Genomic DNA, 23,917 nt, shown 5'->3' on the forward strand with positions numbered 1-23,917 from the left:
TATTGAACAAAGGAGACCGGCCATGACCATTTCACGCCGTCAGGTTCTGTTGATCGGGGGACTCGGAGTCCTCGGAGCAGGTGCTGCGATGTTGCCCACAGGATCCGTGGAGGCCAAATCGGCCAGCCGGCTCAGCGACAAGGAGATGCCGCGGCCATTCCAGGTCCCCTTTGTCCAGGCTCCCATCCTCGAGCCTTACGCCACGGACGTTGATCCGGCGGACGGGTTGCCGGTCAACTACTACCGGCTGACGGAGAAGGCCGCCACGGCCAATATCCTGCCGCGGCTGACCACCCCCGTTCTCGGCTACAACGGGTTGTTTCCGGGACCCACCGTCAGCCTCGACCAAGGCACAAAAGCTGTCATCAGGATCCGCAACCAGCTCCCGGCGCAGCATGCCCTGGACGGACACGCCCTTTCCACGTCCACCCACCTGCATGGGTCCGCCTCGCTGCCCCAATACGACGGCTACGCCAGCGACATCACCCACCCCGGGTTCTACAAGGACTACCACTACCCCAACTTCCAGCCGGCCCGCACGCTCTGGTATCACGACCACGGCGTCCACTTCACGGCCCTCAACGCCTACTCCGGCCTTGCGGCGCAGTACCACATGCACGATCCCCTCGAACGGCAACTGCTCCCGCAAGGCCGCTACGACGTCGCACTGACGGTCAGTGATGCGATGTTCGCCGCGAACGGGTCCCTGGGCTACGACGACAACAGCCACTCGGGACTCTGGGGCGACGTCATCCTGGTCAACGGAAAGCCATGGCCGGTCATGAAGGTGCAGAAGCGCGTGTACCGCTTCCGGATCCTGAACTGTTCCATCTCCCGCTCCCTGCGCCCGACCCTCAGCACCGGCGATCCGCTGGTGGTGGTGGCCACTGATGGCGGCCTGGTCCCGGTGGCGCAGAGCGTGCCGAACTACCGCCACGGCGGGGCCGAACGGTATGAGGTCCTGATCGACTTCCGGAAGTACAAGACGGGGCAGCGGATCGAACTGCAGAACCTGTCCAACAAGAACAACGTCGACTATGACTACACCAACAAGATCATGGCCTTCGACGTCACCGACGAGCCGGTGGACACCTCGGACCCCACCTGGAACCGGATCCCCACCACGCTGGCCGCCAGCGAGACCATGTCGCTGACCGCCGGGCAATCCCTGAAAACACGTAATTTCCGGGTCAAGCGGAACGACGCCACCAACATGTGGACCATCAACGAGGACAGCTGGCAGGACGTCATCGCCAGCGGCTACAAGAAGGTGGTTGCCGATCCAGCCCTCAACTCCGTGGAAATCTGGGAAATCCAGAACAACTCCGGCGGCTGGTTCCACCCGCTGCACATCCATCTGGTGGATTTCCAGGTCCTCAGCCGCAACGGAAACGCGCCCTTCGCCCACGAGCGCGGCCCCAAGGACGTGGTGTACGTAGGGGAGGGCGAGACTGTCCGGCTTTTGATGAAGTTCACCCCGAACAAGGGCGTCTACATGATGCACTGCCACAACCTGCCGCACGAGGACCACGACATGATGACCCAGTTCCGTGTGGGCCTTAGCGAGACCGACGTGGACCCCGACGATCCCATGACCGCGGCCAAGGCTGTATGGGATGACGAAAAGGATTAAAGCGGCACGAGAAACGCGCGACGGCGGGCGGCGGCTCCCGCGGCACCGCTCGCTCCTTGTGGTTGCACTGATCCCTGCCCTGGTGGTCATTGCTGCCCGCGCGTGGCTGGTGGAACCCTTCACCGTCTCGTCGGACAGCATGGAGCCGACCATTGCGTCGGGCTCCATGGTGCTCTTGTTCAAGCCGGCTGCCACGGCAGGCTGGATCCGGAATGGCGTGGTGGTCGGTTTCACCAACCCCGCGGACGGCCACACGGCCATCAAGCGGGTCATAGCGGGGGAAGGGCAGACCGTCGCCATCCGCGACGCTGAGCTGTACGTTGATGACATCGCTGTCCCGGAACCCTTCGTTGACCACAGCCGCATCGACGGAACGTACTTCGGCCCCGTCACGGTGCCCGCCGGAAGCGTCTTTGTGCTGGGTGACAATCGCGGTGTGTCCATAGACTCACGGGATTTCGGGGCTGTGCCTTTGACCGCGATCCAAGGAACCCTCTTGACAGGCCAGAAGTAGGTTTGCGGCCTTCGCTGGAAAGTCTGTCAGCGGCGGACACTGTTGGCCGTCTCGATGAACGTGGACAACGTCCTGGCCTCGGTGGGCATCAGGAAGACTTCAAGGGGCTTCAGCTGGCCCGCGATCTCAAGCGTCAGCGTGAAGCCCTTGGACCCGGCGCATAGGCGGGCGGACCAATTCTCCAGGATTGGGGGCAGGTCCTGGCCCATCAGAACATGGCGGCCTTCCATGTCCCACGGGGCACCGGCATCGATCAACGCCCTGTGTTCAGCACAGACGAAGGCCTCGTGATACCCAGTTGTTGCTCGTTGGCTACCCGCCGTGAAGGCGGAGCCGGGATTGCTGCATCGAAGCACTGAGCAAGTAAACATGCCTGCCCTCTCTGTACTGAGTGTTAGCGGGGAGCTACCGCTTGCCGCCTTTGTCGTCGCCGGAACCGTGCCGGGGGCCGTCGTCGGAAACGCCTTTGTCCCTGAGTCCGCCCTTGTCGTCGATCAGGTTGTGGGTGGGCCCGTCGTCGGAGACACCGGCCTCCCTGAGCCCGCCATTGTCGTCAGGTGCCTGTACCGGGGCGAAGGTCTGCAGCTGCGCCGGAACAAGTTGCGTTTGCGGGGCCGCATGGTCAGGTATTGCGGTGATGTCCGCCGTGGAGGTTGCCTCGGGAAGCAGCGACGGCGAGTCATCGGGTTTGGGGGAGTCCTCGGGTTTGGGGGAGTCACTGGCAGTGCCAGGTGCAACGTCGCTGCGGGGCGCGACGTCGGCCACCACCTTCACGCCGGGGGTCACCGCCGTGGGAGGACCCGCAGTAGCAGCTGTCCAGACCGTGAAGCTTGCTGCGCCGGCTAAAACTGCGACGGGGAGATACCAGTTCTTTTTCATCGGATCGCCTTTCTTGGTTGTGTTTCCACTCTGCCGGGCCACGGTGAGAGGGGAATGAGACTTTTATGAGAGACCTCTCATGCTCCGGAGTTGGACTGGGACAGGGGAGCAGGCGTGGCGACAAAGCGGTAGCCGGCGCCCCGGACAGCCAGGAATTTTTCCGGGCCAAGCTTGTTGCGCAGATACCCCACGTAGACATCCACCACGTTGGAGGACCCGTCAAAGTCGTATCCCCACACCCGGCTCAACAGCTGTTCCCGGCTGAGCAGCTTGCCCTCGTTCTCCACAAACGCCCGGGCCATGGCGAACTCCCGGGCGGACAGCGGCACCGTCCGGTCCCGGACCCTGGCACTGCGAAGGTCAACGTCCAGGCTGATGTCGCCGCATGTTGGGTCTGGTGCCTCCTGCGCCTCCGGCTTGTCGCGCAGCCGCAGGCGGATCCGCGAAAGCAGCTCCTCGAAGCGGAAGGGTTTGGTCATGTAGTCATCCGCGCCGCCGTCGAGCGCTGCCAAAGTGTCCTGAAGGGAGTCCTTGGCTGTCAGGACAATCACCGGAACCGTGCACTTCATGGCGCGCAGGGCCGAGAGTACAGCGAACCCGTCCATCCTGGGCATGCCGATGTCCAGAATGAGCAGGTCAAACTCTCCGGAGCTGCCGTAGTCCAGCGCCCGGATGCCGTCCTCCACCGAGGAAGTGGTGAACCCGGCCGCGGTGAGTCCTTTGGCGATGAAGCTGGCGATCCGTGGTTCGTCGTCGGCAATCAGTATCCGTGTCATGAGGTTCCTCCTGGCAGCGAGAGCACAAACCGGCTGCCTTCATCGACCCGCGACGTCACCCGCAGTGAACCGCCGTGTGCTTCGGCTATGGCCTTGACTATGGACAGGCCCAGTCCGGACCCTTCCTTGCCGCGTGATACCCCGGCCCTGGCGAACCGGTCGAAGATGCGTTCCTGGTCCGCGTCGCTGATACCGCAACCCGTGTCTGCCACCCAGATCTCGACGCCGCCTCCAGGCGAATCCTGGCAACCGGGCGGTGCCGTGCCGCCCGGCGTCCCCGTCCAGGCTCCGCCAAGGGAAATTACGTCATGCCGCCGCGTGGACTGCACTGCATTAACCGCCAGCTGTTCAACGGCCTGGGTGAGACGGTTGCGGTCCGCACGGAACCGGCCGCCGGGCATGCTTTCGATCTGCCATCGGCGATCCGCCAGGACCCTGACCCTGTCCATGGCTGCTTCAAGGAAGGAATCGGCGTCGATCCAGTCCAAACGCACGAAGTCCGGGCGGCCGCTTCGGGCCAGCAACAGGAGCTCGTCTACCAGGGACTGCATCCGGTCCAGTTCCTCCAGGAGCAGCACTTGGGTCTCGCTGACATCCTGTGGGTCTCCTGCCTGCAGCAGCTGGAGGTGGCCGCCGATGATGGTCAATGGTGTCCTTAGTTCATGGCTGGCGTCATCCACAAACTGACGCTGGTCTGCGATGCCGGCTTCCAGCCTGTCCAGCATGCGGTTGAAGTCGGTTGCCAGCTGCGAAACGTCGTCATCGCCGGACGGGACCAGGACGCGGCTGCTCAGGTCCTCAAAGCTGATGGATTCCGTGGCCTGGCGCAGGCGGCGGACAGGAACAAACAGCCGGCCCGTCACCGCGAAACCCACCGCCCCTGCCACCAGCAGTGTGCCAAGCGACGCCGCCGCGAAGGTGCCGAAGGACGCCACCATCTGCTCCCGCTGGAGCCCGATTTCACTAGCTGCCACCAACAATCCGGTGGCATCTCCGTTATCCAGGGTCACCGATGTGATGGCCAGGCGCACCGTCCGCCCGTCCAACGTCATGTCATGGAAGACCGTGCTGTTTTCAACACGCTCGGACCGGGCTGCTTGGAGTATTTCGGGTGAAGCGAGATTGCTTGGCTGTTCGCCGGCAGGCAGGAAGGTGTTTCCGCCGCTGACAGTGGCCATCACCGATTCGTACCGGCCGGGGGCATCGCTCTGAAGGAACACTCTAAATAGCGCATCAAGGTCGGTAAATTGACGCCCGCCGGGCGGACCTAGCTCAGCGATGTTCCTGAGCCGGCCGGACTGAAGCAGGAGTTCCTCACTGACACGGCTATTGAGGTTCCGCAGGTCCAGGGTGAACGTGGTGATACCGGTAATCAGCAGGCCGGCCGCCAGGAAAGCCAGGACCGTTGCCAGCACCCGAAAGCGGACAGTGCGCAACCCCGCCCGGACGCCCCGCCAGCCCTGGCTCAACGATGTGGCGTGCAGACGGGCGGAAACCTTGTGGCTGGTTCCCGTCCGCGATGTCATCTTGTTCCTGTCACATTGCTTGCCTGCACCAGGGCTGGACACAAACCGTTGCAGTGCTTGTTCCCTACAAAGTTAGGTAGGCCAGCTTGGGGAAATCTTCGATAGGGGATTCCCTCTTGCGCCGCGCTACCTAGGGTTTCCCCAACCTTTCCCACCGGTACTCAATGGTGGCGTTGACCAGCGAAAACGGTTCCCGTCCAGCTGCCGTTTCCGGCGTGTGGTTGGGGATTCCCCCGCGCAGGCTCTGCGTAGGCGTGCAGAACCCCAGTGGTGCAGGTTCCAGAAGCGAGTACTGCACACTGTTGTTCGCGTGTTTGCCTGGCAATTTCAATGAAAGCCACGAAGCAGAAACTATGTGGGGGGTGCCAGGGATGACCTTGGAACTGGCAAGCGACAGAGGCGATGCGGGTCTTGTGCCTGAAGCGCCGCCGCAGGCACCAACCCTTCAGATTTCAGTTTTCGGCCCATTGACGATTCGCCGCGGCGACACAGAGCTGGGCGCCAACGACCTTGGCGGCCCCAAACCCCGCCAGGTGCTCGAAATTCTCCTGCTGAATTTTGGTTCGGCAGTGTCCAAGACCCGAATCATGGATTTGCTGTGGGGCGGCAATCATCCGGCTGTTGCACTGCCTACCCTTGAAAGTTATGTCAGCGTCCTCCGACGCCACCTGCAGCCCGGTACCGGGCGAACGGGTCCCCTGCGAACGGTCACCGGCGGCTATGCCATAGACCGGTCGCTGGTGGAGCTGGACCTGGACCGGTTCGAAACGCTGACCCGGACAGCCAGCCAGTCGGAGTCCCGCGAGGCAATGGCAATGCTGACGGAAGCCCTTGACCTGGCTTCTGCCCCGCTACTCGGGGACGAACTACTTCCGCCCTGGGCAGAGGAGGAGCGGGCCGCGCATTCAGCGCGCGTCGGGATTGCCCGCGTCAGGGCCGCAGAAACCGCGCTCGCCCTGGGGGAAGCGGGCATGGCAATTTCCTTGGGTGGTGTGGCCGCGAAGGAAGATCCGCTCAATGAACGAGCCTGGACGGCCCTGATCCTGGGGCTTGAGCAGAACGGGGAGAACACGGAAGCATTGCGGGCTTTCGAGCGCTGCCGCAGGGTCATGGACCAGGAATTGGGCTGCGCCCCGGGTCCGGCGCTGAGAGATGCGCAAAGCAGGCTCCTGAGGAGCACAGCTGCAACTTCCGGCCCGGCCGAGCCCGTTCGACCCGCCCACGTGGCAAGAGAGAGTGGCCCGGTTACTGCGATGAGCGCGCAGGGAACGGAGCGCCTCCGAATCCTGATCGTTGACGACCACACCACGTTTTCCGACCTGTTGGCTGGGGCGCTGGACCGCGAACCGGACCTCAAAAGTGTGGGAGCGGCGAATTCCGTGGCATCCGCGGTGACGATGTCCCGGGACCTGCGGCCCGACGTCGTCATCATGGATCTGTACCTTGCTGACGGCTCTGGACTCAAAGCTGCCGAGGGGATCCTCACGGAAGCACCGGGGACCCGGATCGTTATGCTGACAGGCAACCCGTCGCAGGAGGCGCTGCGTGAGGCCGCCCGCCTGGGTATTTGCGGATTTCTCCCCAAAGACGGCGCACTGGGCGTCATGTTGGATACCCTCAGGCATGCCCACGCCGGCAGCATGATCGTGAACCCGGCCCTGGTGGCGAGGTGGGGCACTGTCACGCCCGCGCCAGCACCATCGGGAAAGTGAGCCGGCATTTTCACCGTGCGCAGACTTCACGCCGGGGAGCCCGCCACTGCCGCAAACAGGGGCCATGAAGCCGCTGAGCGGAGGGAAGTCAGGGCAGCTGTTGGACGTTTCCTGTTTGCCGGTTTGGCTGCCCTCGTCCTGGTGGCCACCCCTGTTGTCTTCTGGATCTGGGCCGAAGCGGAACGGCACGCCCTGGCAAATGCCCGGGACATCACCCAGCGTTTGGCCGACAACGTGGTCAGGCCGTTGATCACAGACCAGCTCGTTGCCCACGAACCCGCCGCGCTGGAACTGCTGGACCAGAGGCTGGAGCCGTGGCTTGCTGAGAGCGGCGTGACAAGGATCAAAGTATGGGACGCGCACGGCCGCGTGGTCTACTCGGATGCCGAGTCCCTCATCGGGCAGGTGTTCGAGCAGGAGGAGTGGGCACGCCTGCTTCTTGACGGCGGGCCGGCCACGGCCACCCTTGAATCCCAGACCGGGAAAGAAAATCAGTTTGAGGCGAACGCCGGTGAACTCGTGGAGGTCTATGTCCGCTCCACTTCGCAGAGTGGAGCTCCGATAATCTTCGAAACGTACTCTTCCGGCGATGAGGTCCGCCGGGAACAACAAACAGTCCTCAGGGCTGTGATCCCGCCAATGTTGCTGTCGTTGGCGGTCCTGCAGCTCACGCAACTGGTCCCGGCTGTCCGCCTGGCACGGCGGATCCAGGTCCATCAGGCGGCACGCACCGCATTGCTGCGGTGTGCGATCGAGGCCTCAGACCACGAGCGCCGCCAGATGGCCGGCGAACTCCACGACGAGGTGATCCAGGACTTGTCCGGGCTGGCATATGCCTTGGAATCAGAAGAGCGCCGCGGCCCGCTGGAACTGCAGCCCGTTTTTACGACAGCCCGCACCATGCTCCAAAACAACATCCGCACCCTGCGGGCCATGACCAGTGAACTCTATCCGCCGGACCTTGAGGAGCTCGGGCTGTACGCTTCCCTCATGCGGCTGGAAGCACCCCTGATGGAACGCGGAATAGCCCTGACTGTGGAGATTCCGGAATCGTTTGTGCTGGACCGGGACCGGGCAGTCCTGCTCTACCGTGTGGCACGCGAAGCCTTAGTCAATGTCAGCAAGCATTCCTCGGCGCGATCGGTTGCCATTCGGGTGCGGCAGGCCGGCCAGCGCACCCGGATCGCAGTGACTGATGACGGCGTCGGCTTCAATCCGGGCGAGCCGCGCGCCGAAGGCCACCTTGGCCTCAGAATCCTCGGAGACACGATCCGGCAGGCGGGCGGCGCGTTTGAGGTCCGCTCTGCCCCGGGGGCCGGAACCTCTGTGACCGCGACGTTCGGCGCAGCGGCGCCCGCCCTCCGTCTTGCCGGCCGGCGCCCTGCTGCCGCGGCGTCGAATCCGGACCTAGCGGTACCGAGCCCTACCTAGGTCAGGTTTCTCCAGGTCCTCAACAGCGGGGCCGCGAATCATCACCCTTGTGGGGTCCGACGTCGAAGTAACGGGACGCGCCGAGGCCCGGCGCCCTCCGGAACATTTCCGGAGGCCGCCGGGCCACGGTGGACATTCGTCTATTTATTGATGACAGACACCGGTCCGGCAGTGCCTCCCAGGGTGGATTCGATCCAGACAGAGCCGGGGTTGGTGGTGCCTGCGGCTGCGTCGCGCAGCCGTAGGCTGTAGACGCCGTCGGTTGCCGGGGCGGCTGCCGCCGTGACTGTTGCCTGGCCCAGCACGCGGCCGGTAGGACCGCCAACGCGTACCGTGATGATGCCCCCTATGACGGAGCTGGTGCCGCTGATCCTCAGATCACCGCTCTTCCATTGGGCCTGGTCAACGGTCACCCTGTCCGGAACGGGCGTCACCAGGACCTCATCCGTCCGGACGCTCGCCGTAGCGGGGTCCGCGCCGACAGTGACCGTCAACTTGAAGGTCAGCGGATTGTTGGTCATGGGGGACTTGTAGACCGGCAGGCTGAAGGTTGGCTTCAGCGTGTTGCCGGCATTCAGGGTGACTTTGTCCGGATCGGAAGTCCCGGTCAGAACCTGCTCCCACTTGTAGGTGGCGCCGGGGGTGGAGCCGGTGCCGTCCAGGGTGATTGTGGTTGCCGTGGTACGCCGGGCGACGGTCTGATCCGGTCCGGCGCTGGCCACAACGGGACCCTGGATGGTGACGGGGGCGCTCTTCTCCGATTCGGGTCCGGCACCGTTGGTGTTGGCGGCCCTGACCGTGAACTGGTAGGTCGTGTCAGTGTTCAGCCCGTCATAGATCAGCGAGGTGACGCCGCCGGCGACCGACTTGGGAGCGCCGAACGCGCCACCAGCCGTGTAGGCCTGGACAGTGTAGCCGCTGATGGTGAGTCCCGGCGCGCCGGGGTCCGGCGCTGCCCAGGACACTTCAGCGGTTCCCTGCCCTGCCTTGGGCGCGCCGGTCATGGCCGGGGCAGCCGGTACGGGGTTGTTGGTGATGTTGAATTCGATGGTCTGCTTGTCGGAGGCATTGCCGGAGGCGTCGATGGCAGAGAACGTGTACTTGCTGCTTTCGGTAACCTTGACCGGCCCGGTGTAAAGGGTTGAGCCCGGGACGCTAACGCCGGCGGAAACGGGGTCGGTTCCATCGAGGGTGTAGTAGATGTCGCTGCCCTGTTCGTTGGCTGTCAGCGTCAGCTCCTGCGCGGTGGAGAAGGTTCCGCCGTTGGGCGATGCGGTCACGGACGGGGGTGTAATGTCCTTTTCCGCGAAGGCGTGGGTGGCCGGGAATGTCTCACCCACACTGCTGACGGACGCCACGTAGACGTCATAGTCTTCGTTGGCTGCGAGGCCCCTGATGGTGGTGCTGGCGGCCTTCTGGCTGCTGATGCGGACGCCGGATTCGGCCTGCTCGTTCCCGGTCACCGTCTTTGCGACGGCGGTGACGCGGTAGCCGGTGATGGCCGGCGTTCCGGGGACTGCCTGGGCGGGGGTCCAGTTCACTTTGATTTCGCCGTTGACTTTGGCCGCTTTCACATTCGTTGGCCCGGCGGGGCCCGAATTCAGGGGCCCGTTCGGGCAGCCGCCCATTCCGGGGCCACCCAGCTCGCCGAACTCGGCGATGGTCAGGCCCTGCCGGTTGCCGGCCGAATCCTGCTCTTGCCACGTCATGGCCCGCTCACCGCCAGCGTTGGCCGCCAGCTTGGCTGCGGCTGGATCGGTGAAGATGTACGTGGCGGTGAAGGTGTCCGGGCCGTCAGCCCCGACTTCGAGGCGGGACTGGTACCCGTTTTCCTGTGCCAGCGCTCCGGGGACCGCCCGGACGTCGCGGCGCCCAACATTTGTGTCCTTAAGGGCGGGCTCGATGATGCGTTGTTCCATCTGGTTCGTTTTGACGCCGCTCCCAATGTGCCCTTTGACGGTGAGGGTGTTGCCGGCCAGGGTGGCGTGCTCAGTAACGTAGGCGTCCTGGACGTTTACGGACCCCGCCTCGGTGCCGCCGAATTTGATGGACACGGAATCACCGGGCCGAATGTCGGGGGTGATGTTCAGGCCTGTCCCGGCGCCCCAGCAGACGCCGCCGGGGTGGTTGATTTCAAAGGCGACGTCCCCGGCCGAGACGACGCCCTGCGCGGAACCGACCACCCCGGCTCCGGGGCGGCTTACTTCCACTGTGGCGGTCTGGCCTATTTTTTCCTGGTAGCCCTCAATCGTGACGAAGTCCCGGTCGGGGAACACCACCAGGTTGTTCGGGAACGCCGGGACAGCCGCAGTCGCGGTGGGGATGGCCAGAAGGGAAGTGGCACAGAGTACGGCGGAGACCGATCCAATAATCCCGGCCCTTCCATATCTTTGGATACGGAATCGCGGCTCTCCAGGTTCGTAAAGTGCAGTGTTCATGACAACCTCACTGATCCTTGGTGCGTGCGCAAGAGTTCACGCACAGTCACAAGGTAGAAAGGCCACCTTGGGGAAACGCTGGTTGCTTTCCCGCCGGAAGGGGCCGGCGACTGACAGGGGGACCGGGTTTTCCCAAGGATCGGCGAGGCCGACTCCGGCTCCTAGGGAATCCCTAGGAGCCGGCCGCGAGTTGCATGGAGTTTCCAGCAAACTGAAGAGTGCAGCTACCCGTCTATTCGGATACAGCTGCACTCTCAGTTCGTGGAAAGTGGTAAGTCTTCGGCTGGCATTCTGGCCCGATTGTTGGGCGCTGCGGGTGCCTTGCCTGGATGCTTTAGGCGGCGATCAGTTCGCGCCGTGCGGGTGCCTGCTCCCGGCGCGCCGCCAGGACGCTGATGGTGCAAGGCGCCTGCTGCGGATCGATCCTGGCCGGCAGGTGATGGGTGACCGAAGCGTTCTGGAGCATATCCAGGGCTTCGTCATCCACCCACGCATGGGTGAGGTCCAGCTTCAGGTCCAGGCCCTCCCTTAAGGAATTGGCCCGTTTAACTACTACATAAAGTGCGTTCACGCTGTGGACGGTGATATGCCCCTTTGCAATCACCAGAGCTGTGGCGTGGTCGAGATCTATACGGACAACGATGTTTAGCTTCGAGTTCAAGTTGTAAAGCCTTCCCCGGCAGTGGCTGCGACGCTGCAGCTTCTTGCTATTTCTTGCTATGGCCCGCTTCTTAAGCCTTACTCAGAGTAGGGAGTGAATGTGACCCACGCAACATGTTCGTATTTATGACGCCGAATTGTGACCTGACTCACGGACGGTCTTGCGCCGATCCTGAGCTTTGGCCGTTAGCGTCAGCGGACAGCCAGATGAAAGGTGCGTCAACGATGACCATTCTTGAATACGTCTCAGGTCTCAGTATCATCCTCGGATCCCTGGTGGGCGCCATGGGGCTCGTGGCAGGGGTTATGCGCGTCAGGCGAAGTCACTAGGGCCGCCGGGCGCGGAATCTAGGTTCCCTGCGTCCCGGACTCCAGCCACTCACTGAACTTTTGGCGCCCGACGGCGGCGCCCGCCTCCGGGATGAGGCTGCCGTTCCGCATCGCGCGCCACAGCGGCCCGGGTGCGGTGAACTCGATGACGCGTTTCTTCTGGCCGTGCATTCGCGCGTAAGCGCGGACCAGGTCCGCCATCTGTTTGCGTTCCGGGCCGCCAAGGTCAGGAGCCCGTCCCTGCGGTCCCGCCTCCGCGGCGTCAACCAACGCTTCCGCCACTTCGCGTGCGGCCACGGGTTGGGTTGCCATCCGGGGGACCAGCACCAGCGGGCCCAGGGAACTGCGCTGCAGCATCTGTTCCGCGAACTCATGAAACTGGGTGGCGCGAAGAATGGTCCACGGCACATCGCCGCTGCGGACCAGGCGCTCCTGGGCCAGCTTCCCGGCGTAATAGCCGGCGGCAGCCTTGTCCGCGCCCACGATGGAAAGTGCTACGTGGTGCCGAACCCCGGCCGCCCTTCCCGCCCGCAGGAGGTTGCCGGTAACGGCCGTGAAGAAGTCCACGGCCTTTTTTCCGTTCAGCGTCTGAATGTTGGCCACGTCGATCACCGCATCCATGCCTTTGAGTGCATCGGCCAGGCCGTCGCCGTTCACCAGGTCCACGCCCTCCGCGCGGGAGAGGCTGACTACGCGGTGGCCGCGGGCGCGGGCGATGGTGACCACATGGCGTCCAATTGTTCCGGTTCCGCCTGCAACTGCAATGTTCATGCTCCGAATCCTAGGGCACCGGCGTTTCAGGCCGCGGGCTCTCCGGGGCGCGGGCTCTCAGGGCGCCCAGGGAAGGATGCTTCCGACACAATCCGTGTAGATATTGCGCCGATCACGTGGCGTTGCCTAGCCTGAATATGGCTGCTGAAGCGCGGCCACTGGCCGCCGCGTCGCGGCCTCCCCGGCTGCAGCGTAGCAGCCATGCAAGGAAGGCACCTGACCTTGACCGACAAGCTCAGCATTCTTGTCCGCGTAGATCTCGACCACGCCAAAGCCCAGGTTCTGGCCAAAGGCCACGTCACTGTTCACAGCATCCAGGCCCTCTATGTTGTGATGAGGCGAGCCAACGCCCTGAGGCACAACCTTGTCCTCGAACTGGATATGCGACATGCCCGCGTCGACCCCGACGCCCTGCGCCAGTTGGAGACCTGCTCCGAAGCGCGTCACCTCCCGGCCAGAATCGACCCGCAGCAGAGCCCGTGCACGCTTAGCATCCTCCCGCCGCGGCATGCGGTGCATACGGCACACCAGGCGCCAGTTCGCGTGGCCGCCTGAACCGGCTCTGTCCGCTTAGAAGTTGACCCACCTAAGAAGTTAGCTGCCGGCGGAAATCCTGCCGGCCAGCTCCGCCGCCGGGGCGAGGGCCCAGCGCTCCGTTTCGGGTTCGAAGCAGACCACTACCGAGGCGTGAGCCTCCCGGGCCTCGTCGAGGGCGAACAGCAGTGCGTCTTCCAGATGCCGCGCATAATCCTGCCGTTCGGTGGACGAGCCCGGCAGCCCGCCGTCGTCAATAATAACGTGGGCCTTGCCGTCAACGATGACTTTCAGCGCGTAACCCTGGTCGTCGTGAAGTGATCCCCGGGTGGACGCGATTTCCGTGATCTTGTCTGCCCGGACCAAGCTGTTGCTGATGGTGCGGATCCACACCTCACCCATGAGACCTCCTTGGCTGGGAGGGGCGCGTGGAAACACCCCACAAGGCAAAGGTTAGTCCTCACAAGGCCGCTTGTGACCCCCTGAAATGCGCGGAATCCTCTCGCCTAAGATAAATCTGATGACTTCGCCAGAAACCCCGCCGCCGTTCAACTTCCGAAGCATCGCCATACCCGCGTTCGGGCCTGCGCTGCTGTTCTGCATCGGCGAGGGCGCAGTGCTGCCGGTGGTGGTCCTCTCCGCGCGGGACCTCGGCGCCTCGGTGGCGGTTTCCGCGCTGATTGTCACGCTGATCGGGCTTGGTTCCTGGTTCTTCAACCTGCCCGCCTCCCTGATTACGCTCAAGTACGGCGAACGCTGGTCGATCGTGGGCGCCGCCGCAATTGGAGCCCTCGCGCTCGCGGCCGCCGCCATGTCCTCCCTGATCCCCAACGGACTCTGGCTGCTTGCGGTGGCGATGATCGTCGTCGGGATGGCGGCAAGTGTCTTCAGCCTGGCGCGGCAGAAATACCTGACCGAGGCCGTGCCCATCCAGTTCCGGGCGCGGGCACTCTCCACGCTGGGCGGGGTCAGCCGGATCGGCGTCTTCATGGGGCCGTTCATTGGTGCCGGCGTCATGCAGTTCGCAGGGATCGCCGGAGCCTACTGGGTGGGTGTGGTGGGGATGGCGGCGGCCGCCGTCCTGGCCGTCACCATCCCGGATTTGGTTGTCCCGCCAGCGCCCGACGGCGGCCACAAGACTCCGGAGCCGACGCTGCGGAATGTTGCGGTCTCGCATGCCGGGGTGTTCCTGACGCTGGGGGTGGGGATCCTGCTGCTTAGTGCGCTGCGCGCTTCCCGCCAGGGGGTGATCCCGCTGTGGGCGGAGCATCTGGGGATGGATCCTGCCCAGGCGTCGGTGATCTACGGGTTGTCCGGGGCCATCGACATGCTGGTGTTTTACCCTGCCGGCAAGGTGATGGACCGGCGCGGCAGGCTGTTTGTGGCCATCCCGTCCACCATCATCATGGGCATCGCGATGCTGCTGATTCCTTTGACTGCCTCTTTTACGGGGCTGCTGCTGGCTTCGCTGCTGATCGGCTTCGGCAACGGCATCAGTTCCGGACTCATCATGACCCTCGGCGCTGATTTCTCGCCCGACCGCGGCCGCGGCCAGTTCCTGGGCCTGTGGCGGTTTATCGCCGACGCCGGATCAACCGGCGGGCCTGTGCTGCTCTCCGGGGTCACGGCCCTGGCGACGCTGGGGGCCGGGGTCTCGGCCACCGGATTTCTGGGCTTTGCCGCGGCCGGTGTGTTCGCGGTGGTGCTGCCGCGGCTGAAGCACCGGCGGAATTACTAGGGCCGATTTTGTCACTTCGATTGATTAGCTACTCGCGGGTAGAAGTCCATCGATTGGAGAGAACCCGCAGGTCAGGGCCCCTTTTTCTTCGCCATGATTTCCTTGAGGAAACCTTGACAAAATTCGCCCAAACCTTGACGAATTCCGTTCCTAAATCCTGATTTAGGCAGTGCATTGTTGTTTTCAGCAAGACAACCAAGCACACAAAGTCTGAGGGGACACATCATGAAGAACACCACACTCATCAAGGGATCCGCAGCCATCGCCCTAGGCGCAGCACTGTTGCTGGGCGGCGGCGGAACGCTCGCCAACTGGAACGCAGAAGCCACCACGGCTCCGGGCAGCATCGTTTCCGGCGACCTGAACGTCCAGACCGCTGCCGGCACCTGGAGCGACCGCAACGGAACCACCATCCCGGACATCACCGCCTACAAGGTGGTGCCGGGTGACAAGYTCACCTTCAAGCAGGACCTGACCGTCACGCTCCACGGCAACAAGATGGCCGCCAACGTGGCCACCACCGGCGTCACCCCGACCAACGGCTTCACCGCCGCCAATGTGGCAGTTTCCCCGGTGGCACTGACCGTTGGATCAACCGCGCTTGCCAACCCGCTCGTATCTGCCGCCGGTACCCAGACGGTTACCGCGACGGTTTCCTTCGAGTTCCTGTCCGGCACCACCGCCCGCGACGATGTGAACAAGTCCTACAACTTCAACACCGTGGCGTTCCAGCTGACCCAGGTCACCCAGTCCGGTCTGTCCTAGTCTGAAGAGGGCGGCCGGCTGACCGGCCGCCCTCACAGGGCAGAATCGGACACGGACCAGGAGGAACGATGCGGATCCCGCGGACGCTGCGAGCAAGTTTGCTCATCGCAGCGGCGGTGGTCCTTGGACTGCTGGCAGTCCAGGGCACCTACGCCCTGTGGAAGGCCGGCACAACGGCCACACCCGGCACCGTTTCCTCGGCATCCTTCGACGTCAGCCTCAAGGAGAACCCATCCGGGACTCCCGTCAACATGACCCTTCCCAGTGGGGGCCAGGCCACCATCGGCCTGGCCCCAACCGGAACGCTTTCGCCGGGCAGTCCCGTGTATGCGGGCATTGTGGCCGCCAACAACAGCAACGCCGGCGGCACTTTCAGCACCCACCTCACGGCAGGACAGCCCACCGTATCGAATGTGGGGACTGGCACCCTGGCGCAGTACGTCATTGTCAGCGCGGTGTTCGCCCCGACGGGAACTTCCTGCAGCGCGGCAACGGGATACACGTCCCTGATGAGCACCGGGCTCACCACAGCGACGGCGGTACCCAAGGCCGCCTCCACGCTCCTTTGCTTCCAAGTCAGCCTCCAAGCCAATGCACCAGCCGCCGTGAAAGGCCAAGCCGTGAACATTTCTCTGCCCATCACCGCTCGCCAGCTCTGCGGGGTGCCCAGTGGCTGCTGACCTGTCCTTCATAAGCCCCGGAGGCTCGGGCCTTCGGCGCAACACCTCGGTGGTTGCCAAAACTGCTGACGCAAAGCCCGGCCGACGCGGTGCATGGGCCGCGGCCGGACGAATCCTGAACATGGTTGTGCTGATGATCGCAGTCTTCGCCGCCCTGGTGTTGATCGTGGTTCCCCATGCCACCGGTTCCGGAACATACACGGTTCTCACCAACTCCATGGCGCCAAAATTCCCGCCCGGAACCTTTATGGTGATGAAGCCGGTCGCGTTCGATGAACTCAAGTACGGCGACGTGGTCACCTTCCAGCTGCACTCCGGCCGGCCCGAGGTGGAGACCCACCGGATCGTCGGCTTCAGCGCAACCCAGTCCGGCGAGAAGACCCTGGTGACCAGGGGCGACAACAACGGCACCAACGACGCTGAGCCGGTCCGCGAACTGCAGGTCAAGGGCAAACTGTTCTACGCCGTTCCGTACGTGGGTTATGCCGCCAACGCCTTGGGCAACGCCGACCGCAACATGTGGGTAACTCTCGCCGCAGCCGGGCTGATTGGCTACGGCGGACTGCTGGTCATCAAGGGCGTCCGTAGCCGCGGCCGGTCGTCGCGGGCCTCCGCTGAAGCAGCCGCGTGAAGAAGTTCGCGCAGCTTCCTGGAGCTGCCTTGGCAGTCGGAGCCTTTGTGCTGACGGTTCTCCTGGGCGTCGGCGGGGCTTCGGCCTCGGCGCTCTGGCAGCAATCCTCGACAGCCACCATGACGGTGACGGCAAACGGCACGTGGTCCGGATCGCCAATCACAACACTCACCTGCACAAATGACAGCCCCCAGAAGAGCGCCACACTCAGGGTGACGGTCCCTGCGACGGCCACCATCACCTACGCTGCTCTGCAAGCCAACGGGAGCTATGGCGCAAGTTATCCATGGACGGTTATCCCTGTTTCGCTGACTCCCGGGACCATCGCACTCGATGCCAACTCACAGGTCATCAAGGATAATCCAGCTACCGGTCCGCTGACTCTGCGCGTCACGGCCACCTACCAGGATCAAGGGACAGCATCAATGAACATCACTCTGAACTGGACCTCCACCAACCAGAAGCTGGTCTGCCCGGTCTAGCTTGCGGCTTGCTGGGATGCAACTGATTGAGCGAGTGCAGGCGTCGTAACTTCCAGGTAATCCGCCCTGGTGGAGGCACGCCTTGGCTGCGGCCATACGGGTGGCGGGCTTGCAGCAGTCCAATAAGAGGTGACGGTCAGCGCCCTGGTGCGTCCCGCCGTCGTGCGGCATACGCGAACAGCGAGGTGGTGGCCACCGTGGCCAGGTATCCGGCGATCACAATGAGCGCAATGCCGGCCCAGAAGTAGTTGGTAGTGCTGCCCTCCTGCGCCGGACCCGGCGCGATCCTGGCCAGCGAATACACGGCCACCGCGGCGGATGCCAGCCCGATCACTACCGGCAGCTTGAGCCAGATCCGCGCCGAACCGACATGCCTGCCGAAGCCGTCCCACACATTCCACGACCCGCCGGACCTGATGATCAGCCAGCCCGCGGGGATCATAAAGGCGCCCACCAGAAGGAAGGCCGCGACGACGTCCGCCGGGCGGTGCCACTGGTTGATCAGCGTGGACGCGCCCGAGGCGATCGCGAAGCTGCCGCCGACGAATCCGGCCATCGGGCGCCAGCGCGGGGACGACATCAGGAACACAGCAGCGGCGGCCGACGCCGCCAGCGTGGTATGCCCGGACGGCAGCGAATTGAGCTCCAGCGTGACCACGCCCCGGTCAGGCCGCGCCGGCAGGACGTCCTTGAGGACCTGTGTGGCAATATTCGCGCCGATGCACGCGGTGAGGGCGATCCCGGCCGCCGACCAGCGCCGCCGGATCACCGTGACGAACAGAATCACGACGGCGGCCATCACCAGGGAGATGGTGGGCAGCCAGTCCAGGAACTGGGTGGCCGCCTTGCCTGCTGGCCCGTAGATGTCCACGGCCTCAACCAGCGCTGACTCGTCGATGAACTGGCCCGTGGTGGTCTGGACGAAGTAGTAGTACGTGCCGATGAGACCCACAACGCAGCCGAGCGTGGCCACGAAGAACATAAAGCCGGAGCCCGGGGCAGGGCGTACGGGAGTCCTGATGGGCGCTGGCTTCGACAAGGTCATCGGTTAAGGGTGTCACAAAATCCTGTGAGCCACCCTCACCCAACCGGGCAGCTCTCACCCAACTAGGTAGCAGCACATGTCGTTTTGAGCACTCATAACGACATGTGCTGCCACCTAGTTGGGCCCGGAGGGTGCCTCAGGTGAGGGACCCAGCCAGTTCCTCGATGATCTCGAACTGCTCGCGCACGCCGCCTTCCATGCCGGACTGGGCGATCATGTCCCGGACTTCCCTGCTGCCCGCATCGGTGCGGATCCGCACGATGGTGGCGCCGCCGCCGTCGGCCGGCTCGAAGGTGACGGTGCTGAGCACGGCACCCTCCTCGCTGTCCGGCGCGGTGCCCGGCTGCTCCATGATCTCCGTGTGGACGATCCGCTCATTGGGGACGATGTCGCGGTAGATGCCATGGAAAGCGACCTCGAATTGGCCGTTCGCCACCATGACGTACCGCCACGCGCCGCCCACCCGGAAGTCCATGTCCGCCACCGTCATCTGGCCCCGCCGGCCCGGCCACCACTGCCGGACGAGCTCCGGCGTGGTCCAGGCCCGGTACACGAGGTGCGGGGGCGCGTTGAGGGTGCGGGTGACGAGGATTTCCGTGTCGCTGGGGAACGTGACCTCCAGGGTGCCGCTGCTTGCCTGTGCCATGGTGAACTCCTTTTTAGTGCTCTTCCTTTTTAAGGTCATCCAGTACGTCGGCCAGGAGATCGAAGCGTTCCTCCCAGAGATGCTCGTAGCCGGCAACCCAGTCGTGGATGGGCTTCAGCGCCTGCGGATTCAGCCGGTAAACGCGCTGCCGGCCTTCATGACGCACGACGACGGCGCCCACCTCGCGCAGCACCCTCAGGTGCCGTGACACGTGCGGCTGCGCCAGACCCAGGAGGTCGACCAGCTCACCGACCGGGCGCTCGCCCTGGGCCAGCGCGTCCAGGATTTCCCGACGGCGGGGTTCTGCCACCGCGTTGAACGCATCTGCCGTTGTTGCTGCCCTTGCCACGATTGGATTGTATACCCATATGGATATGCGTTGAAGGGCAGGCCAATTTTTTAGTATTCACAAAATTGTGAAACTGAGTAGTGTTCGGACTATGGAGACCATCATCCACACCGTTGACCTGCACAAGCACTTCGGAACCGTCAGGGCCCTCGATGGGCTCAACCTTGACGTCCAGCGCGGCGAAATCCACGGATTCCTCGGGCCGAACGGCGCCGGAAAATCCACCACCCTCCGTATTCTCCTCGGCCTAGCCAGGGCAACCTCCGGGACCGCCAGCGTCCTGGGGCTCGACCCCTGGCAGCAGGCCGTGCCCCTGCACCGGCGCCTCGCCTACGTCCCCGGCGACGTGCGGCTCTGGCCCAACCTGTCCGGCGGAGAGACCATCGACCTGCTCTCGCGCCTGCGCGGCCCGGGGAGCGCAGGGGCGCACGACGGCGCGGCGTACCGGCAGCGCAAGGCCAACCTGTGCGATGCCTTCGACTTCGATCCGACCAAGAAGGGCCGCACCTACTCCAAGGGCAACCGGCAGAAGGTGGCGCTGATCGCCGCCCTCGCCACGGACGCCGAGCTCTACCTCTTCGACGAACCCACCAGCGGGCTGGACCCGCTCATGGAGGCGGTCTTCCGCCGGGAGACGCTCGCCGTCGTCGAACGCGGTGCCACCGTCCTGCTGTCCAGCCATATCCTCTCCGAGGTGGAAGCGCTCTGCCACCGCGTGAGCATTATCCGCGCCGGCAAAATTGTCGACGGCGGCACGCTGGACTCCCTGCGCCACCTGACCCGCACGGAGGTCTCCTTCGCCGCCGACGGACTGGACACCCGGGCCCTGACGAACCTGGGCGCCGTCCATGACCTGACGGTCGACGGCGGCAGGGTCAGGTTCGGTACGGATTCGGACCGGATCGCGGAGGTGCTTCCACTGCTCGGAACCCTGAACGTGCAGGGCCTGACCATCAACCCGCCGTCGCTGGAAGAGCTGTTCCTGCGGCACTACGGCGACACCACCGCCTCCCAGGGGGAGCCGCCGTCGGACGCACCACACCGCCGTCACCTGCTCGGTGCGAGGGGCCGTGGCTGACATGGCCCCTCTCTGGATCCTGTGGGGCGAGCGGCTGCGGCGTGACCGCTGGCAACTGGCCGTCTGGGTGGCGGGCATCGGCGCGCTCGCCCTGTTCGCCGCCACCGCCATCCTGCAGACCTACGGAGAGCAGTCCAGCCGGGCGGAGATCCTCCAGGTGGCTACCGCCACTCCGGCCATCCTGATGCTCCGCGGCCTGCCCCGCGGTGCCGGGGAGGGGGCCTTCACCTTCTTCCAGATCTACTCCTTCCTCGCCCTGCTGGCGGGGCTGATGAGCACGTTCCTGGCCGTGCGCCATTCCCGGGCCGAGGAGGAGAGCGGCAGTGCGGAACTGGTCGCGGCCACCCCGGCCGGCCGGCTCACCCCCGCCGTGGCCACGGTCCTGCACGGAGTGGCGGCGAACGTCCTTGTGGCGCTCGCAGTGTTCGCGGGGTTCGCCGCGAAAGGCCTGGACCCCGCCGGTTCCCTGGTTGCGGGAGCTGCCACGGGCGCCGTCGGAAGCGCGTTTGTGGGAGTCGGGATGCTCCTGGCACAGCTCTTGGGGACCTCCCGCGGAGCGAACGGTTTCTCGTCGGCGCTGGTCGTGGGCGCGTACGTCGTGCGCGGCATCGGGGATGCCACGGGCACGCCGAATGCCGACGGAACGGTGATGACGGCCGGCGCGGCGAGCTGGTTCTCACCCATTGGCTGGGGCCAGCAGACATTCGCCTACACGGGCGACCGGTGGTGGCCCCTGCTCCTGCCGCTGGGCCTCGCCGTCGTCAGCCTGGGCGCGGCGTGGCTCCTGCTGGAACGGCGGGACAGCGGCGCCAGCGTCTGGGCGGCGCTTCCCGGCCGGGCCGCCGCCCGCCGTGGCCTCAACAGCCCGGGGGCCCTGGCCCTGCGCCTCCAGGCAGGTTCGATCATCGGCTGGGGCCTGGGTGGCCTGGCCACCGGACTCATCGCAGGCTCCCTGGGGAGCGCCATCGCCGCCGCGGACATCGCCGACAGCAATGTCACCGCGGCACTCCGGGCCATGCTGCAGGCCCAGGGCCCATCGCTGACCCAGCTGCTGGTTTCCGCCCTGTTCTCGATCGCCGGTGTGCTGGCCGCTGCCTGCGGGCTCCAGGCCGTGTTGCGGCTGCGTCAAGAGGAGGCTGCGGGGACCGCCGAATTGCTGCTCGCCGCGCCGGTGAGCCGGGTCCGCTGGCTCTCCGGCTACCTGGTCCTCGGCGCCGGCTCCGTGGTGCTGGTCATGGCCCTTACGGGGCTGGGCGCCTGGGCTTCCCTCGCGGCCGCGGGTGATTCCACCATGGACGCGTCCGATCTCTGGCAGACGGCCGCCGCGCAGCTCCCGGCGGCCCTGATCTACCTCGCGGTGCCCGCACTCGTGTTCACTGTTTGGCCGAGGGGCACCATCGGACTGGGCTGGGCGCTGCTCGCCGCCGGCGTGATCGTCGGCATCTTCGGCGGCATGGTGGGACTGAGCCAGGACGTCCGCAACCTCTCACCGTTCGCGCACACCCCCGTGCCGGGAAGTACGACGACGGACTGGACCGGAGCGTGGTGGATGCTGGCCATTGCCGTGGCCACCGGCGCCGTGGCCATGGCTGTGATGCGGCGGCGGGAAGCGGGGACGGAGTGACGCGCGGCGGCCTGGGGGCCGGCGTCGACGCGGCCGGGGTGAACGCGGCCGGGGTGGACGTGGCCGCCGAAAAGACGGCGGCGGCCTTTGCCGCGGCCGGGTTCCCCAAGATGCCCGCCCGGGCGCTGATGGCTTTGGTCTCCTCCGAGGACGGCAGGCTCACCGCGGCTGAACTCGCGGAGCGGCTGGGGGTCAGCGCGGCGGCGGTATCCGGCGCCGTCCGGTATCTGCAGACCGTGGGTTTCATCCAGCGGGTTTCGCAGCCGGGCAGCCGCCGCAACCTCTACACACTGCATGACGATGAGTGGTACATCGCCTCCATGCGAAGGAGCCCCATCTACCAGAGCCTCGCGGCCCTGACCGATGCCACGGCCGGGGCACTCCCGGAAGGTTCGGCTGCCCGGTCCCGGGTGGCCGAGATGGGGCGCTTCTATCGGTTCCTTGCCGCGAAGATGCCGGACATACTGGACGACTGGGAGCGGGTCAGGGATGCTGGGCCCGGCTATATTGAAGCGGACGCCGGCAGCGGCGTTGAAAGACATGTTGAGAGCAACGTTGAAACACAGGAGGCGCGGCCGTGACCATCATCGACAACGCGGTGTACGTGAACGGCGTGCGAACCGCGGACCCCGAAGACCTCGACGAGACGTATTTCCTGCTCAGGCAGCGCGAAGGGATGGCCTGGATCGGACTCTACCGGCCCGACGCCGCCGAACTCCGCTCAGTGGCGGAGGAATTCGACCTCAGCCACCTGGCCGTTGAAGACGCGCTCGCCGGCCACCAGCGCGCCAAACTGGAGCACTACGGCGAAGGCCTCTTCCTGGTGCTCCGGCCCGCACGCTACCTGGACGACGTCGAAAAGGTGGACTTCGGCGAGATCCATGTTTTTGTCGGGGCCGACTACGTGGTCACCGTCCGCCACGCGGAGTCCCCGGACCTGGCCAGGGTGCGACGCCGGATGGAAGGCATGCCCGAATTCCTCGCCCTCGGTCCGGACGCCGTCCTCTACGGCATCCTGGACCAGGTGGTTGACGAGTACGAACCAGTCGCAGCCGGGCTGGAGAACGACATCGACGAGATCGAGGACGACCTTTTCGGCGCCGATCCTGACGTCTCACGCCGGATCTACGAACTCTCCCGGCAGGTCATCACGTTCCAGCGTGCCACCAGCCCGCTCGCTGGAATCCTGCAGGCCCTCATGGCGGGCACCCCGGGACGGGACCAGGAACCTGAACTCCAGGACCACTACCGGGACGTGCTGGACCACATCATCCGGCTCAACGAACGCGTGGCCGCCTTCCGCGCCCTGTTGCAGAATGCGCTCGCCGTGAATGCAGCCCTCGTGGCCCAGCGGCAGAACGACGAGATGAAGAACCTCACCGAATCCAGCTATCGGCAGAACGAGGAGGTCAAGCGGATTTCGTCATGGGCGGCCATTCTGTTCGCGCCCACGCTGGTGGCTTCGATCTACGGTATGAACTTCCGGGGAATGCCGGAGCTCGACTGGCTGTACGGCTACCCGTATGCCTTGGGCCTGATGGTTTTCATGGGCGTTGTCCTCTACGTGACCTTCAAGCACAACAAGTGGATCTAGTGGGGTGGTCAGCCGGTACCTAGTGTTGCCACGTGGAAAAGTAGAGTACTTACTACTCGTGTTTCATTACCCCCTGCCGCC

The 23,917-nt window shown here is 64.9% G+C and carries 25 protein-coding genes; 14 read left to right on the top strand and 11 right to left on the bottom strand.

All coding sequences use genetic code 11. The annotated features are described in order from the left end of the window. The first annotated feature begins 22 nt into the window (after positions 1 to 22). Positions 23 to 1,633, top strand: coding sequence for a multicopper oxidase family protein (locus AC1DIM_RS11820; protein WP_477710678.1), 1,611 nt, complete (start codon positions 23 to 25; stop codon positions 1,631 to 1,633). Further along, on the top strand, positions 1,617 to 2,147 hold the full coding sequence (gene lepB / locus AC1DIM_RS11825) for a signal peptidase I (RefSeq protein WP_477710679.1): 531 nt from the start codon (positions 1,617 to 1,619) through the stop codon (positions 2,145 to 2,147). Before AC1DIM_RS11820 ends, lepB begins: the two co-directional genes overlap by 17 nt. Before the next feature lie 26 nt (positions 2,148 to 2,173). Here lepB and AC1DIM_RS11830 read toward each other — a convergent pair whose 3' ends face one another. The 4 genes from AC1DIM_RS11830 to AC1DIM_RS11845 all read right to left on the bottom strand — a co-directional run bounded on the left by AC1DIM_RS11830 (position 2,174) and on the right by AC1DIM_RS11845 (position 5,328). Then, positions 2,174 to 2,404 (bottom strand): hypothetical protein, encoded by a 231-nt coding sequence (locus tag AC1DIM_RS11830; RefSeq protein WP_477710680.1) that lies wholly within the window; start codon positions 2,402 to 2,404, stop codon positions 2,174 to 2,176. Positions 2,405 to 2,552: 148 nt separating this feature from the next. After that, a complete protein-coding gene (locus AC1DIM_RS11835; RefSeq protein ID WP_477710681.1) occupies positions 2,553 to 3,026 on the bottom strand; it encodes a hypothetical protein in 474 nt (157 codons plus the stop codon). 77 nt (positions 3,027 to 3,103) lie between these two features. Beyond that, positions 3,104 to 3,802, bottom strand: a complete 699-nt coding sequence (locus AC1DIM_RS11840) for a response regulator transcription factor (RefSeq protein WP_477710682.1) — start codon at positions 3,800 to 3,802, stop codon at positions 3,104 to 3,106. After that, entirely contained in the window at positions 3,799 to 5,328 is a 1,530-nt protein-coding gene (locus AC1DIM_RS11845; RefSeq protein ID WP_477710683.1) for a sensor histidine kinase, read from the bottom strand. Before AC1DIM_RS11845 ends, AC1DIM_RS11840 begins: the two co-directional genes overlap by 4 nt. Before the next feature lie 467 nt (positions 5,329 to 5,795). On the opposite strand from AC1DIM_RS11845, the gene AC1DIM_RS11850 reads away from it, so the two are divergent. Together AC1DIM_RS11850 and AC1DIM_RS11855 are read left to right on the top strand one after the other, a co-directional pair. Beyond that, entirely contained in the window at positions 5,796 to 7,040 is a 1,245-nt protein-coding gene (locus AC1DIM_RS11850; protein WP_477710684.1) for a BTAD domain-containing putative transcriptional regulator, read from the top strand. Between the two features lie 15 nt (positions 7,041 to 7,055). After that, positions 7,056 to 8,471 (top strand): sensor histidine kinase, encoded by a 1,416-nt coding sequence (locus tag AC1DIM_RS11855; RefSeq protein ID WP_477710685.1) that lies wholly within the window; start codon positions 7,056 to 7,058, stop codon positions 8,469 to 8,471. Between the two features lie 140 nt (positions 8,472 to 8,611). Here AC1DIM_RS11855 and AC1DIM_RS11860 read toward each other — a convergent pair whose 3' ends face one another. The 3 genes from AC1DIM_RS11860 to AC1DIM_RS11870 form a co-directional block, all read right to left on the bottom strand. After that, positions 8,612 to 10,909, bottom strand: a complete 2,298-nt coding sequence (locus tag AC1DIM_RS11860; RefSeq protein WP_477710686.1) for a fibronectin type III domain-containing protein — start codon at positions 10,907 to 10,909, stop codon at positions 8,612 to 8,614. A gap of 334 nt (positions 10,910 to 11,243) precedes the next feature. After that, positions 11,244 to 11,570: a hypothetical protein gene (locus AC1DIM_RS11865; protein WP_477710687.1), complete on the bottom strand. Its 327-nt coding sequence runs from the start codon at positions 11,568 to 11,570 to the stop codon at positions 11,244 to 11,246. A gap of 347 nt (positions 11,571 to 11,917) precedes the next feature. Continuing rightward, positions 11,918 to 12,670 (bottom strand): SDR family oxidoreductase, encoded by a 753-nt coding sequence (locus tag AC1DIM_RS11870; RefSeq protein ID WP_477710688.1) that lies wholly within the window; start codon positions 12,668 to 12,670, stop codon positions 11,918 to 11,920. A 201-nt stretch (positions 12,671 to 12,871) separates the two neighbouring features. On the opposite strand from AC1DIM_RS11870, the gene AC1DIM_RS11875 reads away from it, so the two are divergent. After that, positions 12,872 to 13,225, top strand: coding sequence for a hypothetical protein (locus tag AC1DIM_RS11875; RefSeq protein WP_477710689.1), 354 nt, complete (start codon positions 12,872 to 12,874; stop codon positions 13,223 to 13,225). Positions 13,226 to 13,264: 39 nt separating this feature from the next. Here the strand turns inward: AC1DIM_RS11875 and AC1DIM_RS11880 are convergent, their stop codons facing one another. Beyond that, positions 13,265 to 13,606, bottom strand: coding sequence for a hypothetical protein (locus tag AC1DIM_RS11880; RefSeq protein ID WP_477710690.1), 342 nt, complete (start codon positions 13,604 to 13,606; stop codon positions 13,265 to 13,267). Between the two features lie 118 nt (positions 13,607 to 13,724). Here AC1DIM_RS11880 and AC1DIM_RS11885 point away from each other — a divergent pair, with 118 nt between their 5' ends. The 5 genes from AC1DIM_RS11885 to AC1DIM_RS11905 all read left to right on the top strand — a co-directional run bounded on the left by AC1DIM_RS11885 (position 13,725) and on the right by AC1DIM_RS11905 (position 17,500). Continuing rightward, complete coding sequence (locus AC1DIM_RS11885) at positions 13,725 to 14,942, top strand: MFS transporter (protein WP_477710691.1); 1,218 nt, start codon at positions 13,725 to 13,727, stop codon at positions 14,940 to 14,942. A 225-nt stretch (positions 14,943 to 15,167) separates the two neighbouring features. Beyond that, positions 15,168 to 15,707: an alternate-type signal peptide domain-containing protein gene (locus tag AC1DIM_RS11890; protein WP_477710692.1), complete on the top strand. Its 540-nt coding sequence runs from the start codon at positions 15,168 to 15,170 to the stop codon at positions 15,705 to 15,707. 68 nt (positions 15,708 to 15,775) lie between these two features. Then, on the top strand, positions 15,776 to 16,387 hold the full coding sequence (locus AC1DIM_RS11895; protein ID WP_477710693.1) for a hypothetical protein: 612 nt from the start codon (positions 15,776 to 15,778) through the stop codon (positions 16,385 to 16,387). 49 nt (positions 16,388 to 16,436) lie between these two features. Beyond that, positions 16,437 to 17,018, top strand: a complete 582-nt coding sequence (locus AC1DIM_RS11900) for a signal peptidase I (protein ID WP_477710728.1) — start codon at positions 16,437 to 16,439, stop codon at positions 17,016 to 17,018. Further along, entirely contained in the window at positions 17,015 to 17,500 is a 486-nt protein-coding gene (locus tag AC1DIM_RS11905) for a hypothetical protein (RefSeq protein WP_477710694.1), read from the top strand. The genes AC1DIM_RS11900 and AC1DIM_RS11905 overlap by 4 nt, the downstream gene beginning before the upstream one ends. A gap of 136 nt (positions 17,501 to 17,636) precedes the next feature. Here the strand turns inward: AC1DIM_RS11905 and AC1DIM_RS11910 are convergent, their stop codons facing one another. From AC1DIM_RS11910 to AC1DIM_RS11920, 3 genes are all read right to left on the bottom strand, one after another. Continuing rightward, positions 17,637 to 18,545 (bottom strand): phosphatase PAP2 family protein, encoded by a 909-nt coding sequence (locus AC1DIM_RS11910; RefSeq protein WP_477710695.1) that lies wholly within the window; start codon positions 18,543 to 18,545, stop codon positions 17,637 to 17,639. Between the two features lie 136 nt (positions 18,546 to 18,681). Then, positions 18,682 to 19,191, bottom strand: a complete 510-nt coding sequence (locus AC1DIM_RS11915) for an SRPBCC family protein (RefSeq protein ID WP_477710696.1) — start codon at positions 19,189 to 19,191, stop codon at positions 18,682 to 18,684. 13 nt (positions 19,192 to 19,204) lie between these two features. Then, positions 19,205 to 19,540, bottom strand: a complete 336-nt coding sequence (locus AC1DIM_RS11920; protein WP_477710697.1) for an ArsR/SmtB family transcription factor — start codon at positions 19,538 to 19,540, stop codon at positions 19,205 to 19,207. A 91-nt stretch (positions 19,541 to 19,631) separates the two neighbouring features. On the opposite strand from AC1DIM_RS11920, the gene AC1DIM_RS11925 reads away from it, so the two are divergent. From AC1DIM_RS11925 to AC1DIM_RS11940, 4 genes are read left to right on the top strand one after another with little or no spacing between them, the layout of a single operon-like run. Continuing rightward, positions 19,632 to 20,618 carry an ABC transporter ATP-binding protein gene (locus AC1DIM_RS11925; protein ID WP_477710698.1) on the top strand — a complete coding sequence of 329 codons (987 nt, stop codon included), beginning with the start codon at positions 19,632 to 19,634 and terminating at the stop codon, positions 20,616 to 20,618. A 1-nt stretch (position 20,619) separates the two neighbouring features. After that, positions 20,620 to 22,242 (top strand): ABC transporter permease, encoded by a 1,623-nt coding sequence (locus AC1DIM_RS11930; RefSeq protein ID WP_477710699.1) that lies wholly within the window; start codon positions 20,620 to 20,622, stop codon positions 22,240 to 22,242. After that, on the top strand, positions 22,239 to 22,823 hold the full coding sequence (locus AC1DIM_RS11935) for a GbsR/MarR family transcriptional regulator (protein WP_477710700.1): 585 nt from the start codon (positions 22,239 to 22,241) through the stop codon (positions 22,821 to 22,823). Before AC1DIM_RS11930 ends, AC1DIM_RS11935 begins: the two co-directional genes overlap by 4 nt. Beyond that, the gene (locus AC1DIM_RS11940) at positions 22,820 to 23,836 is read left to right on the top strand and encodes a magnesium and cobalt transport protein CorA (protein WP_477710701.1); all 1,017 of its coding nucleotides are present in this window, start codon (positions 22,820 to 22,822) and stop codon (positions 23,834 to 23,836) included. Before AC1DIM_RS11935 ends, AC1DIM_RS11940 begins: the two co-directional genes overlap by 4 nt. Positions 23,837 to 23,917: the final 81 nt, after the last annotated feature.

The organism is Pseudarthrobacter sp. 01T43 (genome assembly GCF_056398665.1).

Bases quoted from the DNA above. Each gene is read 5' to 3' on its own strand.
- AC1DIM_RS11915 (WP_477710696.1), bottom strand. From the start codon at position 19,191: ATGGCACAGGCAAGCAGCGGCACCCTGGAGGTCACGTTCCCCAGCGAC.
- AC1DIM_RS11895 (WP_477710693.1), top strand. From the start codon at position 15,776: ATGCGGATCCCGCGGACGCTGCGAGCAAGTTTGCTCATCGCAGCGGCG.
- AC1DIM_RS11930 (WP_477710699.1), top strand. From the start codon at position 20,620: ATGGCCCCTCTCTGGATCCTGTGGGGCGAGCGGCTGCGGCGTGACCGC.
- AC1DIM_RS11835 (WP_477710681.1), bottom strand. From the start codon at position 3,026: ATGAAAAAGAACTGGTATCTCCCCGTCGCAGTTTTAGCCGGCGCAGCA.
- AC1DIM_RS11870 (WP_477710688.1), bottom strand. From the start codon at position 12,670: ATGAACATTGCAGTTGCAGGCGGAACCGGAACAATTGGACGCCATGTG.
- AC1DIM_RS11840 (WP_477710682.1), bottom strand. From the start codon at position 3,802: ATGACACGGATACTGATTGCCGACGACGAACCACGGATCGCCAGCTTC.
- AC1DIM_RS11885 (WP_477710691.1), top strand. From the start codon at position 13,725: ATGACTTCGCCAGAAACCCCGCCGCCGTTCAACTTCCGAAGCATCGCC.
- AC1DIM_RS11860 (WP_477710686.1), bottom strand. From the start codon at position 10,909: ATGAACACTGCACTTTACGAACCTGGAGAGCCGCGATTCCGTATCCAA.
- AC1DIM_RS11925 (WP_477710698.1), top strand. From the start codon at position 19,632: ATGGAGACCATCATCCACACCGTTGACCTGCACAAGCACTTCGGAACC.
- AC1DIM_RS11820 (WP_477710678.1), top strand. From the start codon at position 23: ATGACCATTTCACGCCGTCAGGTTCTGTTGATCGGGGGACTCGGAGTC.
- lepB (WP_477710679.1), top strand. From the start codon at position 1,617: ATGACGAAAAGGATTAAAGCGGCACGAGAAACGCGCGACGGCGGGCGG.
- AC1DIM_RS11880 (WP_477710690.1), bottom strand. From the start codon at position 13,606: ATGGGTGAGGTGTGGATCCGCACCATCAGCAACAGCTTGGTCCGGGCA.
- AC1DIM_RS11845 (WP_477710683.1), bottom strand. From the start codon at position 5,328: ATGACATCGCGGACGGGAACCAGCCACAAGGTTTCCGCCCGTCTGCAC.
- AC1DIM_RS11910 (WP_477710695.1), bottom strand. From the start codon at position 18,545: ATGACCTTGTCGAAGCCAGCGCCCATCAGGACTCCCGTACGCCCTGCC.
- AC1DIM_RS11875 (WP_477710689.1), top strand. From the start codon at position 12,872: ATGCAAGGAAGGCACCTGACCTTGACCGACAAGCTCAGCATTCTTGTC.